This is a genomic window from Streptomyces sp. CNB091 (assembly GCF_000377965.1).
Genome location: NZ_KB898993.1, coordinates 175,731 through 192,678 on the forward strand (window position 1 = coordinate 175,731; position 16,948 = coordinate 192,678).

Below are 16,948 nucleotides of genomic sequence, written 5' to 3' on the forward strand. Positions count from 1 at the left end.
GCGCGTGAGAACTGCTGCGCTGTACACATCGATCGGCTCCCTGGTCCTGTCCGCCCTGGCCGCCGCTCCCGCCGGGGCCTGGGAGAGCCGGGGCTCCGCCGAGGGCCGGGGCACCGCGATCGCCGCCGCCCGCGCCACGGCCGCCGGGATCGATTTCGTCTCCTGCCCGGAGAAGGAGATGCTCCCGGACTCCCTGAAGTGCGGCACGGTGAAGGTTCCCCTCGACTACGCCGAACCGGACGGGAAACAGCTCGAACTGACCGTCAGCCGCACCGGTGCCACCGGCCCGGCCGACGCCCGGCAGGGCGCGTTCGTCTACAACCCGGGCGGCCCCGGCGCCTCCAGCATCACCTTCCCGATGGCCGGGGAGCTGCCGGAGTGGAAGGAGATCGCCGAGGCGTACGACCTGGTCGGCTACGCCCCGCGCGGGGTGAACGGTTCCTCCGCCCCGCTGACCTGCCAGGACCCGGCGGCGTACACGAAGGGCCCGACCGACGCGCCGACGCACCCGACGCGGGAGTACAAGGAGCGGCGCGTCGCCCGGGCGAAGGCGTACGCGCAGGGCTGCGCGAGCCACGCGGGCGAGACGCTGCGGCACTACACGTCGATCAACAACGCCCGTGACCTGGACGTTCTGCGGGCCGCGCTCGGCGAGGAGCGGCTGACGTTCATGGGGGCGTCCTACGGGACGTACTTCGGCGCGCTGTACGCGACGCTGTTCCCCTCGCACGTGCGGCGGATGGTCTTCGACTCGGTGGTCGACCCGGACCCGGAGCAGATCTGGTACCGCTCCAACATGGGCCAGTCGCTGGCCTTCGAGGCGCGCTGGGAGGACTTCCGCCGCTGGGTGGCCAAGCACGACGACGTGTACCACCTGGGGGACACGCCCGAGTCGGTGCAGCGGCACTACGACGAGGTGCGCGCCGAGCTGGCGGAGAAGCCCGCGGGCGGGAAGGTCGGGCCGGGGCAGCTGCATTCGGCGTTCCTGGGGGCCGGTTACTACGACGACTACTGGGCGATGCGGGCGACGGCGCTCTCCGAGTACGTCCGGGGCAACCCGGAGCCGCTGGTCGCGCAGGCCTCCCCGCGGGCGGTGGCGGCCGCGGACAGCGAGAACGCGCAGGCGGTGTACACGGCCGTCGAGTGCAACGACGCCCCTTGGCCCGAAGACTTCGAGGTGTGGGACCGCGACCACACGGAGCTGGCGCGCGTCGCGCCGTTCGAGACCTGGGACAACGCCTTCGCGAACCTGCCGTGCGCCTTCTGGCCCGCGCCCCGGCAGCGGCCGCTGGAGGTCGGGACCCGGTGGGGCGAGCTGCCGCCGGTGCTGATCCTGGCGGCGGAGCGGGACGCGGCGACCCCGTACCAGGGGGCGCTGGAGCTGCGGAAGCGGCTGCCCGGGTCGTCGCTGGTGACCGAGCGGGACGCCGGGACGCACGGCATCGGCGGGGCCGGGAACACCTGCGTGGACGACCATCTGCGCCGGTATCTGCTGACCGGTGAGGTGCCGGGGCGGGGCGCGGACTGCGCCGCGCACCCGGAGCCGAACCCGGTGTCGCTGGACTGACGTCGAGCGCGTACGGAGCGGGGGCCGCCGCACCAGGACGGTGCGACGGCCCCCGAAGCCGAACCCGGTGTCGCTGGAGGAGCGGACGGCACGATCAGTGCCCGGTGCCCGCCCTTCTGATCTTCCGGGTTGGGGTGGTGCGGGACTCGCTGGTTATGCGAGCCCGGCCACCAGGTCTGCGACGCTCTTCCTGCGGCCCGTGTAGAACGGGACCTCCTCGCGCACGTGGAGACGTGCCTCGGAGGCGCGCAGGTGACGCATCAGGTCGACGATGCGGTACAGCTCGTCCGCCTCGAAGGCGAGGACCCACTCGTAGTCGCCCAGCGAGAACGAGGCGACGGTGTTGGCGCGGACGTCCGGGTAGCCCCGGGCCATCTTGCCGTGGTCCGCGAGCATGCGGCGGCGGTCCTCGTCGGGCAGCAGGTACCAGTCGTAGGACCGGACGAAGGGGTAGACGCTGATGTAGTCGCGCGGCGTCTCGTCGGCGAGGAACGCCGGGACGTGGGACTTGTTGAACTCGGCCGGGCGGTGCAGCGCCATGTTCGACCAGACCGGGTCGAGGGCACGGCCGAGCTTGGTGCGCCTGAAGAGGTTGTACGCCTCCTGGAGCTCGTCCGAGGTCTCGGCGTGCCACCAGATCATGAGGTCGGCGTCGGCCCGCAGCCCGGACACGTCGTAGGTGCCGCGGACGGTGATGTCCTTGGCCGCGAGCTGGTCGAACAGCTCCTGGACCTCGTCGGCGTATCCCGCGCGGTCCAGCGGGAGCACGTCGCGCAGTTTGAAGACCGACCACAGGGTGTAGCGGATGACCTCGTTGAGGTCCTTGGCCTTCTTGCCGGCGTTCGGACTCTTGCTTGATGTCACAGTCTCAGGGGCACTCATACGGCTATTGTCCCGCCTCGCTCCCCGTGCCCCGAACCAGGGTCGACGTGGCGATGATCTCTCCCGTCGTCCCTGCCGTCGTCTCTCCCGTGATCTTCCCCGTGATCTCCCCCGCGATCTCGTCGGCCGCCCGGCGCGCGCTCGCGATGCAGGCGGGGATGCCGACCCCGTCGTAGACCGCGCCGCAGACCCGCAGCGCGGGGAGCTTGGCGACCTCGTCGCGGATCCGGGCGACCCGGGCGAGGTGGCCGACCGGGTACTGCGGCAGGCCGCCGATCCAGCGGGTGACCTCGGTGTCCACGGGGCGGGCGGTGAGGCCGGTGGCGGCGGCGAGGTCGCGCAGGGAGACGGCGACGAGCTCCTCGTCCTCGCGGTGCAGATGGTCCTCCTCGCCGTACCGGCCGACGGAGGTACGGAGCACGAACAGGTCGGGGGCGCTGTCCGCGACCCACTGCCACTTGTTGCTGGAGAACGTGGACGCCTTGATCGTGTGCCCGTCGACCGGCGGTACGAGAAAGCCGGAACGGCCGCGCAGGGCTTCGTACCGCTCGATGTCGGCCCGCCGGAAGGCCAGCGTGACCAGGGCCATCGAGGCGTATTCGACGCCGGACAGCTCGGCGGACGCGGCCGGGGACTCGGCGGCCAGCAGCGTGCCGGCGGACCAGGCGGGGGTGGCCAGGACGATGCCGTCGGCGGCGATCGTCCTGGCGTCGGTGCGGACCGCCCACCCCGATTCCGTACGGGTCAGGCCGAGGACGGGGGTCCGGTCGAGGATCTCGCCGCCACCGGCCCGTACGGCGTCGGCGACGGCGGCCGGGAGGGTCCCGATGCCGCCCTCGACGCCCTGGAAGACGGGGCCGGTCTGCTGCCGGGCGGCGGCCCGCTCCTGGATACGGCGTACGCCCTCCAGCAGCGGCCCGCCCTCCTTCACCGCCTCGAAGAGCTGAGGGACTGCGGCGCGCATCGAGATCCGGTAGGCGTCGCCTGCGTAGACCCCGCCGAGGAGGGGCTCCACCAGCCGGTCCACGACCTCGCGGCCGAGCCGGTCGGCGACGTACGCGCCGACCGCGACGTCGTCGCCGACGGGGGTCGGGGTCAGGTCGCGCTCCTCGGCGATCCGGGCCAGGCCCTCGGGGGACAGCACCTCGCCGAGCACCGCCGGGTCGCCGGGGACGCCCATGACGTGCCCGTGGGGCATGGGGCGCAGCGCGTCGCGCGTCCACAGCGAGGCGGAGGCGGTGGCGGGCGGCTGGACCCGGGCGGCGAGGCCCACCTCGCGGGCCAGGGCGACCGCCTCGGGTCGCCGGGCGAGCATCGACTCGGCCCCCAGGTCGACCTGGACGCCCGCGACCTCGCCGGTCATGAGCTTCCCGCCGAGCCGGTCCGTCGCCTCCAGGAGGGTGACCCGCAGTCCGGTGGAGACCAGGTGGTGGGCGGCCGCCAGGCCGGCGATGCCGCCGCCGACGACGACGACGTGGCCCGGGGGCGTTTCCGCACGCTGTTGAGAACGCTGCATGGGTCCACTCTCTCAAACCCGTACCGCGTCCTGACCGTGACCACTTCGAAACCGCCCACCGGCAACCGGTCCCGGGGCGGCCGCGTCGAACCGGCACCATCAACCACCGTCCTGGGGGGACCCGTTATGGAATGGATCAGCGGAGCCGATCGGTCCTCGGCCCGTGCGCGGGCCGCGCTCGCCGCCGGGGTGCTCGGCCTCCTGCTCGCCGTCGGCGGCTGCGGGGCGTCGGGCGACGCGTCGGGCAGCGGCGAGAAGGCGGCGGACGGCAAGTACGCGCCGTCCGGGGAGCGGGCGGGGGCCGGCGCGGACGCGGATGGGGCCGCCGACGGGGCCGCCTCCTCGGCCGAGGAGCGGGCGGACGCGAAACCGGCCGGGTCGAAGGCGGCGCCGAAGCCGGGGGCGGCGGCCACCCATGTCATCCGTACGGCCACACTCTCCGTCGAGGTGAAGAACGTGGCGAGGGCGGTCGCCGCCGCGCGCGGTGCGGCCGAGGGCGCGGGGGGCCTCGTCGCGACGGAGGAGACCGAGCGGCTCGACGACGCCCGCGAGACCTCGCACCTGGTGCTGCGGGTGCCGCAGGACCGGTACCAGGAGGTGCTGCGGGAGCTGGCCGGTTCCGGGAAGCTGCTGTCGCGCACCTCGGAGGCGAAGGACGTCACCGACCAGGTGGTCGACGTGGACAGCCGGATCGCCACGCAGCGCGCGAGCGTGGCGCGGGTGCGGGAGCTGATGGACCGGGCGGAGAAGATCAGCGACGTGGTCGCCCTGGAGGGCGAGCTGAGCAGCCGTCAGTCGGACCTGGAGTCGCTGCTGGCCCAGCGGTCGGGCCTGAAGGACCGCACCTCGCTGGCGACGATCACCCTGGACCTGACGCCGCCGGACGCCCCGGACGACGACGGGCGGGAGGAGGACACCGGGTTCCTGGACGCGCTGGGCGGCGGCTGGGACGCGTTCGTGACGGTGCTGCGGTGGATCGCGGTGGCGTTCGGGGCCGCGTTCCCGTTCCTGCTCACCGCCGCTCTGGCGCTGGTGGGGTGGCGGGTGCTGCGGGCCCGGCGGGCGGCCCGCGGGGCCCCGGCGGCGCCCCGGCAGGAGCCGGAGGGCGCTCCGGCTCCCTGACCGCCGTAGCGTGGGGCTCCGACGTGGTGATGCGCCGAGAGGGCGCATCGGCGAAAGGGGACCCGGCATGGCAGCGGAGCGACTGGTGGTCATCGGCGGTGACGCGGCGGGCATGTCCGCCGCGTCACAGGCCCGCAGGCTGAAGGCGGCGGACGCGCTGGAGATCGTCGCCTTCGAGCGCGGCCACTTCACGTCGTACTCCGCGTGCGGCATCCCGTACTGGGTGAGCGGCGACGTCGCGGCGCGCGACGACCTGATCGCCCGCACCGCCGAGGAGCACCGGGAGCGGGACATCGATCTGCGGATGCGGACCGAGGTGACGGAAATCGACGCGCCCGGACGGCGGGTGAAGGCGCTGGACCGGGAGAGCGGGAAGACGTACTGGACGGGCTACGACAAGCTGGTGATCGCCACCGGGGCCCGTCCGGTGCGCCCGGCGCTGCCCGGTATGGACGCGCCCGGCGTGCACGGGGTGCAGACCCTGGACGACGGGCAGGCGCTCCTGGACTCGCTGGACGCCCTGGACGCGCGGGAGAGCCGCCGGGCGGTCGTGGTGGGCGCGGGGTACATCGGCGTCGAGATGGCCGAGGCGATGCTCAAGCGGGGCTTCGAGGTGACCGTCCTCAACCGGGGCGAGCAGCCGATGGCGACGCTCGACCCGGACATGGGGCGGCTCGTCCACGATGCGATGGACGGGCTGGGCATCACCACGGTCAACGGGGCCGCCGTGACCGGGATCCTCACCGGTCCGGACGGCCGGGTGCGCGAGGTGGCGACGGACGCGGGAAGCTATCCGGCGGACGTGGTTGTGCTCGGCATCGGCGTGGAGCCGGAGACGGCGCTGGCGCGCGAAGCCGGGCTGCCGGTGGGCCCGCACGGCGGGCTGCTGACGGATCTGTCGATGCGGGTGGTGGGCCACGAGGACGTCTGGGCGGGCGGCGACTGCGTGGAGGTCCTGGACCTGGTGGCGGGCCGGACCCGGCACATCGCGCTGGGCACGCACGCCAACAAGCACGGCCAGGTGATCGGTTCCAACGTCGGGGGCGGCTACGGCACGTTCCCGGGCGTGGTCGGTACGGCGGTGAGCAAGGTCTGCGACCTGGAGATCGCCCGGACCGGGCTGCGGGAGAAGGACGCCCGCGCGGTCGGGCTGGCTTACGTCACGGCGACCATCGAGTCGACGCAGCGGGCGGGCTACTACCCGGGGGCGAGGCCGATGACGGTGAAGATGATCGCGGAGCGCCGTACGGGCCGGCTGCTCGGGGTGCAGATCGTCGGCCGTGAGGGGTCGGCGAAGCGGGTCGACGTGGCGGCGGTGGCGCTGACGGCCGGGATGACGGTGGAGCAGATGACGGCGCTCGACCTCGGCTACGCCCCGCCGTTCTCGCCGGTCTGGGACCCGGTGCTGGTGGCCGCCCGCAAGACGGTGACGGCGGTGCGGGGCGCGGGGAGCTGACGGCGGGGTCCCGGGGCCCAGGGCCCCGGGACCGTTGGCTCAGCGCGCGGTCTGCTCGTGGACGTAGCCCACGAGGCGGGTGAGCGCGTCCGGGTCCATGTTCGGCATGACGCCGTGGCCCAGGTTGAAGATGTGGCCCTCCAGACCGGCGGCGGCGTCCAGCACCTCGCGGGTCTTCTCCTCGACGGCCGGGGTCGGCGCGAACAGCACCGCCGGGTCGAGGTTGCCCTGGAGCGCCTTGCCGGGGCCGACGCGGCGGGCGGCCTCGTTGAGCGGGACCCGCCAGTCGACGCCGACGACGTCCGCGCCGGCCTCGCCCATCAGGCCCAGCAGCTCGCCGGTGCCGACGCCGAAGTGGATGCGGGGGACGCCGTAGGGGGCGACGGCGTCGAAGACCTTCGCGGAGGCGGGCAGCACCGCGTGGCGGTAGTCGGCGGGGGCCAGTGCGCCGACCCAGGAGTCGAAGAGCTGGACGGCGGAGGCGCCGGCCTCGATCTGCACCTTGAGGAAGGCGCCGGTGATCTCGGCGAGCCGGTCGACGAGGTCGGCCCAGAGCCGCGGGTCGCCGTACATCATGGCCTTGGTGCGCTCGTGGTTGCGCGAGGGGCCGCCCTCGACGAGGTAGCTGGCCAGCGTGAAGGGGGCCCCGGCGAAGCCGATGAGCGGGGTGGCGCCCAGCTCGGCGGTGAGCATCCCGATGGCCTCGGTGACGTACGGGACGTCCTCGGGGGTGAGGTCGCGCAGCCGGGCCAGGTCGGCGCGGGTGCGGATGGGCTCGGCGATGACGGGGCCGACGCCGGGCTTGATGTCGAGGTCGATGCCGATGGCCTTCAGGGGCACGACGATGTCGCTGAAGTAGATCGCGGCGTCGACCTTGTGGCGGCGTACGGGCTGGAGGGTGATCTCGGCGACCAGCTCCGGCATCATGCAGGAGTCGAGCATCGCGATGCCCTCGCGGACCTTGAGGTACTCGGGCAGCGAGCGCCCCGCCTGGCGCATGAACCAGACCGGCGTGTGCGGGACGGGTTCGCGGCGGCAGGCCCGCAGGAACGCCGAGTCGTGGGTGGCGTGGCGGACCGCGTCGAGGCTGGCGGAGGTCGTCGTCTGCTGGCCCGAAGGGCTGTCGTTGGCACTCACGCACAGAATCTTCGCACGCGCGCCGAAGGAGCCCGGCCCCGCACGGGTGTCTCTCCCTGCGCGGGGCCCGGCTTCCGCCTACTCTTCCCCGCATGGCTCCGGCTCAGGGACAATTTTCCGATCATTCCGACGGCGTTGACAGCGAGGACCGCGCGGAGGGGCCTTCCGTGCCGCCCGCGTTCCTGACGGCGGTCGACGCGCTGCGCTCCGCGCGGCTCCGCCCGGAGCTGGAGGTGGAGGTGACCAGGCCGCCCCAGCGGCTCGCCCCGCACGCGTACGCCATGGAGGCGGCGGTGGTGGACGGCGAGGACGATCTCGCGGACGGCAGGCTGGTCCTGCTGCACGATCCGGCGGGGCACGACGCCTGGCAGGGCGCGTTCCGGCTGGTGACGCTGGTCCGGGCGGAGCTGGAGCCGGAGATGGCGGCGGATCCGCTGCTGCCGGAGGTCTGCTGGTCCTGGCTGACGGGTGCGCTGGACGCGCGGGGCCTGTCGTACGGAGAGGCCGGGGGGACGGTGACGCGCGCCGGATCGCACTACTTCGGTGCGCTGTCCACGCGCCGCCCGGCGACGCAGATCGAGATCCGGGCCTCGTGGACGCCGAGGGAGTCGCGCGGCGGGGTGCCGGACACGGCGTCGCACCTGATGGCCTGGGGTGATCTGCTGTGCCAGATCGCGGGACTGCCGCCGTCGGATCCGGCGGACGCGGCGGTGGTGACGTTGCCGCAACGGCGCGGGCCGCAGGTTTCGTAACACTCCGTCACCCGTTTCGCACAAGCACCGGCTCTCTTTTCGTACAATCGATCGCGCGTCCTATTTGCCCGAATTGTTACGCATCAAATAGCGATCTTCCCCTAAAGGAGGACGGGTCCACTGCCGAAGAGGTCAATGACCCTTCAAGCACGGTTCGCCCCCCGGCTTCACCCCCCGAGCCGGCCCGTCCCGCCACTCCCCCAGGAGGCCTGGTGTCCGTTCTCCTTGAGCAGCCCGCAAGCCTGGTCGCCTACCGCCCGAACAAGCCGACGGCCATGGTCGTCGTGGCCGACCCGCGCGTCCGTTCCACCGTCACCCGCCATCTGTGGGCCCTCGGAGTACGTGACGTCATCGAAGCGTCGTCCATCGCGGAGGCACGCCCCCGCGTCGGCAACCCGCGCGACATCTGCATTGCCGACGTCCACCTGCCCGACGGTTCCGGGCTGACCCTGCTGTCCGAGACCCGCGCCGCAGGCTGGCCCAACGGTCTCGCCCTCTCCGCCGCCGACGACATCGGCGCCGTTCGCAACGCCCTCGCGGGCGGCGTGAAGGGCTACGTCGTCACCGGCACCCGAACCAACATCGGTCACCCCTCCCGCCCCGGCGTCGCCCCCATCGGCGCCAACGCGGCCCGTATGCACCGCAGGCCTCCCGGTTCCCCGAGCCACCCGGGCGGCTACCGCGAACTGTCCGGACGTGAGGTGGAGGTGCTCCGTCTGGTCGCCGAAGGCCAGTCCAACAAGGCCATCGGCGTCTCGATGGGCCTCTCCGCCCTGACCGTCAAGTCCCACCTCGCCCGCATCGCCCGCAAGCTCGGCACCGGAGACCGTGCCGGAATGGTCGCGGTCGCCCTGCGGACGGGCATCATCCACTGACCGCACCCCGCCGGGACGTGCACCGATGCGCCTCCGGCCGGAATACGCGCATGGCCGCCCGTCGACGGAACGTTCCGTCGACGGGCTCCGTGCATACACAGATACCCTTGACACGTGACCGACGCCCAAGAGACCGCAGCAGACAGCTCACTGCGAACCACCGGGGGCGCTCCCCCGGACGACGTCGCCCCGGCGCCGATCCCCTTGCTCGAACCTCGCGAGGGCATTCCCCCGGTGGCGACGTCCGACGACGCCCTCGCCGGGGTGATCGCGGCCTTCGCCGCGGGCACCGGCCCGGTGGCCGTCGACGCCGAGCGCGCCTCGGGGTACCGCTACGGCCAGCGCGCCTACCTCGTACAGCTGCGCCGCGAGGGCGCGGGCAGCGCCCTGATCGACCCGGTCGGCTGCCCCGACCTCTCCGGCCTCGGCTCCGCGCTGTCCGGCACGGAGTGGATCCTGCACGCGGCGACCCAGGACCTGCCGTGCCTGCGGGACATAGGCATGACCCCCACCTCGCTGTTCGACACCGAGCTGGCCGGACGACTCGCGGGCTTCCCGCGCGTCGGCCTCGGCGCGATGGTGGAGAACGTCCTCGGATACGCCCTGGAGAAGGGCCACTCCGCGGTCGACTGGTCCACCCGCCCGCTGCCCGAGTCCTGGCTGCGCTACGCCGCGCTCGACGTGGAGCTCCTGATCGACCTGCGCGACGAGCTGGAGGAGGAGCTGGAGCGGCAGGGCAAGCTGGAGTGGGCCCGGGAGGAGTTCGACGCCATCGCCTCCGCCCCGCCGGCACCGCCCCGCAAGGACCCCTGGCGCCGCACGTCGGGCATGCACAAGGTGCGCCGCCGCCGTCAGATGGCCGTCGTCCGGGAGCTGTGGACCGCCCGTGACCAGGTCGCCCAGCGCCGCGACGTCTCCCCGGGCAAGGTGCTCGGGGACGCCGCGATCATCGAGGCCGCGCTCGCGCTGCCGGTCGACGTGCAGGCCCTGACCGCGCTGCCGGGATTCGGCCACCGCATGGGACGACGTCAGCTGGAGCAGTGGCAGGCCGCCGTGGAGCGGGCCAAGGCGCTGCCCGAGACGGCGCTGCCGCAGCCCGGTCAGCAGCCGGCCGGACCGCCTCCCCCGCGCTCCTGGGCCGACAAGGACCCGGCCGCCGCCGCCCGGCTCTCGGCCGCCCGCACCGCCGTCTCCGAGCTGGCCGAGCGTCTCCACATGCCCCAGGAGAACCTGATCACCCCGGACACCGTGCGCCGGGTCTGCTGGGAGCCGCCGAAGAACCCGACGCCGGGCGCCGTCGAGGACACCCTCGCCGGATACGGGGCGCGGAACTGGCAGATCCAGCAGGTCGCCCCGCTGCTGGTGCGGGCGTTGGACGCCTCCTGACACACCCGTTGCTCCCGTTCCCGTGACGCAGCGAACACCCCCGGTCACCGACCGGGGGTGTTCCGCTTCCCCGGCCCTGTCCACGGACCGAACCGATGGTCGAAATCACGCCAGGTTCAGGGCCCTTTCTCCCGCCGCGCGACCTCTGGGGCGGCCGGTACCGGCCGCCGGGACGGCGGTCACCGCGGCGCCGGGACGGTGTGACCTTCGACGCTCCGGCCGTGAGGGGTGGGCAGTCTGGTTACCCGCAAGTAGCATGAGGGCAGGCGGCGCGCCCCCGTGGCGTGCCCCGCAGCAGTGCCATCCCGCACCCTGGAGGAGAGCCACCGTGCCTCGTACCATCCGGGACGTCGTCTTCGTCGACGGCGTCCGCACCCCGTTCGGCAAAGCGGGCCCCAAGGGCATCTACCACGAGACCCGCGCCGACGACCTCGTCGTGAAGGCCATCCGGGAGCTGCTGCGCCGCAACCCGGACCTGGACCCCAAGAAGATCGACGAGGTCGCCATCGCCGCGACCACGCAGATCGGGGACCAGGGCCTCACGCTGGGCCGTACCGCCGGAATCCTGGCCGGTCTGCCGCAGTCCGTCCCCGGCTACTCGATCGACCGCATGTGCGCGGGCGCGCTGACCGCCGTCACCTCGACGGCCGGTTCCATCGCCTTCGGCGCGTACGACGTCGTCGTGGCCGGTGGCGTCGAGCACATGGGCCGCCACCCGATGGGCGAGGGCGTCGACCCGAACCCGCGCTTCGTCTCCGAGAAGCTGGTCGACGAGTCCGCCCTGTTCATGGGCATGACGGCGGAGAACCTGCACGACCGCTACCCCACGATCACCAAGGACCGTGCCGACGCGTACGCGGTGCGTTCGCAGGAGAAGGCCGCCAAGGCGTACGCCAACGGCAAGATCCAGCAGGACCTGGTGCCGGTCTCGGTGCGCCGCACGAACGCCGAGGCCGGTGAGACGGGCTGGGGCCTGGTCACCGCCGACGAGCCGATGCGCCCGGGCACCACCATGGAGTCGCTGGCCGGTCTGAAGACCCCGTTCCGCGCCCACGGCCGCGTGACGGCCGGCAACGCCGCGGGTCTCAACGACGGCGCCACCGCCTCCCTGCTCGCCGCCGAGGACGTCGCCCGCGAGATGGGCCTCCCGGTCAGGATGCGCCTCGTCTCCTACGCCTTCGCGGGCGTCGAGCCGGAGGTCATGGGCTACGGCCCGATCCCGGCGACCGAGAAGGCACTGGCCCAGGCCGGCCTCTCCATCGAGGACATCGGTCTCTTCGAGATCAACGAGGCGTTCGCCGTGCAGGTGCTCGCCTTCCTGGAGCACTACGGCATCGCCGACGACGACGCCCGCGTCAACCAGTACGGCGGCGCGATCGCCTACGGCCACCCGCTGGCCTCCTCCGGTGTCCGGCTCATGACGCAGCTGGCCCGGCAGTTCGAGGAGCAGCCCGAGGTCCGCTACGGCCTGACGACCATGTGCGTCGGCTTCGGCATGGGCGCCACGGTCGTCTGGGAGAACCCGCACTTCAACGCTGACGGAGGCAACAAGTGAGCTCGACCACTGAGCTTCTGAAGGGTGCGGCCGAGCTGTTCCCCGGCGAGGTCGTCACCCAGGCGCACGTGCGCCACCTGGACCTTCCGTCCGGTGCGGGCAACTTCGCCCTCATCACGCTGGACAACGGCCTGGACCACACCAAGCCGACCACCTTCGGACCGCAGTCGCTGGCGAACCTGGACGCCGCGATCGACCAGGTCGAGAAGGAGGCGTCCGAGGGCGCCATCACGGGTGTCGGCATCACCGGCAAGCCGTTCATCTTCGCCGTCGGCGCCGACCTCAAGGGCGTCGAGCTGCTCGGCCGTCACGAGGACGCGCTGGCCATCGGCAAGGGCGGCCACGACGTCTTCCGCCGTCTGGCCGGCCTCGCGGTCCCGACCTTCGCCTACTACAACGGCGCGGCCATGGGCGGCGGTGTCGAGGTCGGTCTGCACTGCACCTACCGCACCGTCTCCAAGGCGCTCCCGGCGTTCTCGCTGCCCGAGGTCTTCCTCGGTCTGGTCCCGGGCTGGGGCGGCTGCGCGCTCCTGCCGAACCTGATCGGCGCGGACCGCGCGGTCTCGGTGATCATCGAGAACTCGCTGAACCAGAACCGTCAGCTCAAGGGCAAGCAGGTCTTCGAACTCGGCATCGCGGACGCGCTGTTCGAGGGTGCGGACTTCCTGGAGCAGTCGCTGGTCTGGACCGCGAACGTGCTCAAGGGCACGGTCGAGGTCGAGCGTGCCGAGGTCGACCGCGGCGAGGCCTGGGACCAGGCCGTCGCGCGCGGCCGGGCCATCGCCGACTCCAAGGTGCACGGCGCGGCCCCGGCGGCGTACCGCGCGCTGGACATCATCGCGGCGGCGAAGGACGGCGACCTGTCCGCCGGCTTCGACGCCGAGGACCAGGCGCTGGCGGACCTGATGATGGGCGGCGAGCTGCGCAGCGGCATCTACGCCTTCAACCTGGTCCAGAAGCGCGCCAAGCGCCCGGCCGGCGCCCCGGACAAGAGCCTGGCCCGCCCGGTCACCAAGGTCGGCGTCGTCGGCGCGGGTCTGATGGCCTCGCAGCTGGCGCTGCTGTTCCTGCGCCGCCTGGAGGTCCCGGTCGTCCTCACGGACATCGACCAGGAGCGCGTCGACAAGGGCGTGGGCTATGTCCACGCCGAGATCGAGAAGCTGCTCGGCAAGGGCCGCATCAACCAGGACAAGGCCAACCGCCTCAAGGGCCTGGTCTCGGGTGTCCTCGACAAGGCCGAGGGCTTCGCGGACGCGGACTTCATCATCGAGGCCGTCTTCGAGGAGATCGGCGTCAAGCAGCAGGTGTTCGCGGAGGTCGAGGCGGTCGCCCCGGCGCACGCGATCCTCGCCACCAACACCTCCTCGCTGTCGGTGACCGAGATGGCGTCGAAGCTGAAGAACCCGGAGCGGGTCGTCGGCTTCCACTTCTTCAACCCGGTCGCGATCCTCCCGCTGCTGGAGATCGTGCGCGGCGAGCGGACGGACGACGCCTCGCTGGCGACGGCCTTCGGTGTGGCCCGCAAGCTGAAGAAGACCGCGGTCCTGGTGAAGGACGCCCCGGCGTTCGTCGTCAACCGCATCCTCACCCGCTTCATGGGGGAGATCCAGAACGTCATCGACGAGGGCACCCCGGTCGAGGTCGCTGAGAGGGCCGTCGAGCCGCTGGGCCTGCCGATGTCCCCCCTGGTGCTCCTGGAGCTGGTCGGCCCGGCCATCGGCCTGCACGTCTCCGAGACCCTGAACCGCGCCTTCCCGGAGCGCTTCACGGTCTCGCAGAACCTCGCGGCGGTCGTGAAGGCCGGCAAGCGCGGCTTCTACGTCCACGACTCCGGCGCTCCGGTCCTCGACCCCGAGGTCGCGGCCCTCCTCAAGCAGGGCGACACCGTCCTCACCGAGGAGCAGACCCGCGACCGTGTGCTCGACGCGGTGGCGCAGGAGATCGGCCTGATGCTCGACGAGGGCGTCGTCGCCGAGGCCCAGGACATCGACCTGTGCCTGATCACCGGCGCGGGCTGGCCCTTCCACCTGGGCGGCATCACGCCGTACCTGGACCGTGAGGGCGTCTCCCAGCGGGTGAACGGCAAGCCGTTCCTGGCGCGGGGCGTGGCGAGCGTGCCGGCGTAACCATGGTGTAGAAGTGGTCCCGGAGCGGGCCGCACGGCCGAGAGGCCGTGCGGCCCGCTCCGTCATGCCGAGGAAAGGCCGGAAGATGCCAGGACGACGAACGGGATCGCCGCAAGGCCGCCGGCCTTCTCTGCTGTGGGTGGCCGGGGCGGGTGTTCTCGCGGCGCTGGTGGGACTGGCCCTCGGCTTCTGTCTGTCCGGCGGCGACCAAGGGACTTCGGACACCGCCGGGCAGACGCGTGCCGACGCGCCGGGCACTCTGTCGGTCGCGACGTGGAACATCTGCGGCGTACGCCAGTGGAACTGCGAGGACACCGGGTCCGCCGAGGAGAAGAGGAAGCGGATCGAGGCCCTGGTACGGGAGTCGGGGGCGCGCGTCGTCCTGCTCCAGGAGATGTGCTCCGGGGACCTGGCCACCGTGAGCACGTCGCTGGGCGGCGAGTGGCACAGCCTGTTCCGCCCGTACACGGCGGGCCAGAAGGGGCGCGGACCCACGACGTCCCGGTGCACGGGCGACGGGCGGGGCACGGCGGGCTACGGGATTCTCTCCGCCATGCCGCTGAGCCGGGTCACCGACGTCTCCCTGCCGCAGCCCGCCGCGGGTATGCGCCGGTCCGTCCTCTGCGCCACGGCTCGGGAGGAGGACGTACGCATCTGTGTCGCCCACCTGAACCCCCAGCAGAGCGGGGCTGGTTCGGTGCCGTCCGAGCTGCGCGCGGATCAGCTGCGGGCGCTGGTCGGGGCGGCGGCGGGGCCGCGCACCGTGTTCGGCGGCGACCTGAACACCGGCCCGCCCGGGCGGGCCGGAGCGGGAGCGTGGGCCCGGGTCGACGGCCCGTACGACGTCTACCGCGAGTGCGACCAGTCCGCGTCGCCCGGTGCGCCCCGGAAGACCCACCGGGGCGGGTTCAAGATCGACTACCTCTTCACCGACCTGCCCCGTCAGGAGTGTTCGGTCATCCGTTCACCGGCCTCGGACCACTGGGCCCTGCTGATGCGGGTCACCACCGGCTGACCGCTCAGTAGCCCAGACCCGCGGGCGCGGCATCGACGGGTACAACGCTGAACGTGACCACGGCCGGTGGGAACAGGTTGCCATGCGGGTCGACGGTGTGGCACTCCACCGTGTGCGGCCCCGGGGTCCAGGACCACCCCGACTCCCACGACCACCCGCCGTCGGGGCCGACCGGGGCCGTGCCCAGCCGTAGTCCGCCCTCGACGAACTCCACCCGCGCCGCTCCGACGGCATGGCCCATGAGCCCGATGACCGGGCCCGGGACCTGCTGGCCGGGCGCGGGATGGAGAACCACGGCGCCCGGAGTCGCGGCCAGGGCGGGCTGCGACGGGAACGTGTTCCCGGCCGGCGCGGTGTCGAGGAACTGCCCGGCCGCCGGTTCCGCCCGATCGGCCACGGTGAAGTTCGCCTCGGCCCACGGCGAGTGATAGCCGGCGGCGTCGACGGAGAGGATGCGCACAGGATGGTCGCCCACGCTCCATGCCCGTTCGCGCTGCCAGCTCCAGGACCCGTCCGGGGCGACCTCCGGCGAGGCCAGGAACTTGCCCCGCTCCCAGACACTGAGCCGGACCGCGCCGGGTGCGCTCCCGCGGAACACGACGCTCTGCTCGTACACCGTCTCGCCGGAGGCCGGCGTGAAGACCACCGGAGCGGCGAACCCCTGCTGCACCTTGGCGGTCGCCTGGAGGAAGGCCTTGATCCCGGACCGATCGGCGTCCGGGCGCTCCCCGCCGTTGCGCACGAACCCGAGCCGCGGGGCCACGCCGTCGATGAGGAAGTTGAGGAGGCCCATCAGCATGGGCACGTTCCTGCTGGTCACACGGGCGTGATCGGATATGTGGGGAGAGTCGCTGAAGATGAAGTTGAAGTTCTCGTAGCCGGCGAACAGCGGCAGGAAGGGCTCAACCTGCTCCGGGTACTGCTCGTCCTGGGGCGAGGAGAGAAGGTAGATGTTGGCCTCGCGGTTCGCTCCCGCGCGCGCCAGGTTCGCGATGACGTCGTCGACGGCCCGGGTGTTCTGCTCGGTGACCTCGCCCATGATGTGCGCCGCCACGGAGGGATACTTGAGGATGTAGGTGCCGATCCGGAACTGCGGAACGATGGCGACGATGTTCCGGTACCCGTACTTCAGACCGAAGTAGAGAGCGGCGCTGCCGCCCTTGGAGCCGCCCCACATCGTGCACTGGTCCGGTGTCAGGCCGAGCGAACGCAGCACGTTCGAGATGAGGCCGGCCACCGACTGCTCCAGGCCGAAGTCCATGCCCTTGCACAGGTAATAGCTGTTCTTCCCGTGGAAGCGATCCCGGATCCACAGGACGTTCGAGCGCAGCTTGTCGAACACGCCGTTCGACCAGCCGTAGTCGCCCGGGACCGAGAAGTTGGCGAACACCACGACCAGGTGCTGGCTGCCCTTCGTGGCATGCGAGAACCGGTACTCCACGGGGTAGGTCCCGGAGGAGTCGATCCCGTTCTCGAAGGGGCGGGTCGGGGCTGCTTTTGCCACGGCTCGGGGGTTCCAATCTGGTACGGAGGAGAGCCTGGTCGCCGGCACGGCCAGG

General features: G+C 72.4%; 13 protein-coding genes. 9 read left to right on the plus strand and 4 right to left on the minus strand.

The genetic code is table 11. From position 1 onward, the window contains the following. The first annotated feature begins 4 nt into the window (after positions 1 to 4). On the plus strand, positions 5 to 1,567 hold the full coding sequence (locus D581_RS0108970) for an alpha/beta hydrolase (protein WP_018956907.1): 1,563 nt from the start codon (positions 5 to 7) through the stop codon (positions 1,565 to 1,567). Positions 1,568 to 1,720: 153 nt separating this feature from the next. Here D581_RS0108970 and hemQ read toward each other — a convergent pair whose 3' ends face one another. Then, positions 1,721 to 2,449, minus strand: a complete 729-nt coding sequence (hemQ, locus tag D581_RS0108975; RefSeq protein ID WP_026290345.1) for a hydrogen peroxide-dependent heme synthase — start codon at positions 2,447 to 2,449, stop codon at positions 1,721 to 1,723. Between the two features lie 4 nt (positions 2,450 to 2,453). Next, positions 2,454 to 3,965, minus strand: coding sequence for a protoporphyrinogen oxidase (hemG, locus tag D581_RS0108980; protein ID WP_018956908.1), 1,512 nt, complete (start codon positions 3,963 to 3,965; stop codon positions 2,454 to 2,456). 126 nt (positions 3,966 to 4,091) lie between these two features. Here hemG and D581_RS0108985 point away from each other — a divergent pair, with 126 nt between their 5' ends. Together D581_RS0108985 and D581_RS0108990 are read left to right on the plus strand one after the other, a co-directional pair. Further along, positions 4,092 to 5,087 carry a DUF4349 domain-containing protein gene (locus D581_RS0108985; protein ID WP_018956909.1) on the plus strand — a complete coding sequence of 332 codons (996 nt, stop codon included), beginning with the start codon at positions 4,092 to 4,094 and terminating at the stop codon, positions 5,085 to 5,087. Positions 5,088 to 5,154: 67 nt separating this feature from the next. Continuing rightward, a complete protein-coding gene (locus tag D581_RS0108990) occupies positions 5,155 to 6,543 on the plus strand; it encodes an FAD-dependent oxidoreductase (RefSeq protein WP_026290346.1) in 1,389 nt (462 codons plus the stop codon). Positions 6,544 to 6,582: 39 nt separating this feature from the next. On the opposite strand, the gene hemE is transcribed toward D581_RS0108990, so the two are convergent. Then, the gene (hemE, locus tag D581_RS0108995) at positions 6,583 to 7,680 is read right to left on the minus strand and encodes a uroporphyrinogen decarboxylase (protein ID WP_018956911.1); all 1,098 of its coding nucleotides are present in this window, start codon (positions 7,678 to 7,680) and stop codon (positions 6,583 to 6,585) included. Between the two features lie 92 nt (positions 7,681 to 7,772). On the opposite strand from hemE, the gene D581_RS0109000 reads away from it, so the two are divergent. From D581_RS0109000 to D581_RS0109025, 6 genes are all read left to right on the plus strand, one after another. Next, entirely contained in the window at positions 7,773 to 8,432 is a 660-nt protein-coding gene (locus D581_RS0109000; protein WP_026290347.1) for a DUF3000 domain-containing protein, read from the plus strand. A gap of 212 nt (positions 8,433 to 8,644) precedes the next feature. Beyond that, on the plus strand, positions 8,645 to 9,307 hold the full coding sequence (locus D581_RS0109005) for a helix-turn-helix transcriptional regulator (RefSeq protein ID WP_018956913.1): 663 nt from the start codon (positions 8,645 to 8,647) through the stop codon (positions 9,305 to 9,307). Between the two features lie 114 nt (positions 9,308 to 9,421). Next, positions 9,422 to 10,693 (plus strand): HRDC domain-containing protein, encoded by a 1,272-nt coding sequence (locus tag D581_RS0109010; RefSeq protein ID WP_026290348.1) that lies wholly within the window; start codon positions 9,422 to 9,424, stop codon positions 10,691 to 10,693. A 328-nt stretch (positions 10,694 to 11,021) separates the two neighbouring features. Beyond that, positions 11,022 to 12,248, plus strand: coding sequence for an acetyl-CoA C-acyltransferase (locus D581_RS0109015; RefSeq protein WP_018956915.1), 1,227 nt, complete (start codon positions 11,022 to 11,024; stop codon positions 12,246 to 12,248). Continuing rightward, on the plus strand, positions 12,245 to 14,374 hold the full coding sequence (locus D581_RS0109020; protein ID WP_018956916.1) for a 3-hydroxyacyl-CoA dehydrogenase NAD-binding domain-containing protein: 2,130 nt from the start codon (positions 12,245 to 12,247) through the stop codon (positions 14,372 to 14,374). Before D581_RS0109015 ends, D581_RS0109020 begins: the two co-directional genes overlap by 4 nt. An 85-nt stretch (positions 14,375 to 14,459) precedes the next feature. Then, positions 14,460 to 15,389 (plus strand): endonuclease/exonuclease/phosphatase family protein, encoded by a 930-nt coding sequence (locus D581_RS0109025; RefSeq protein ID WP_158688589.1) that lies wholly within the window; start codon positions 14,460 to 14,462, stop codon positions 15,387 to 15,389. A 4-nt stretch (positions 15,390 to 15,393) separates the two neighbouring features. Here the strand turns inward: D581_RS0109025 and D581_RS0109030 are convergent, their stop codons facing one another. Next, a complete protein-coding gene (locus tag D581_RS0109030; protein WP_018956918.1) occupies positions 15,394 to 16,893 on the minus strand; it encodes a hypothetical protein in 1,500 nt (499 codons plus the stop codon). Positions 16,894 to 16,948: the final 55 nt, after the last annotated feature.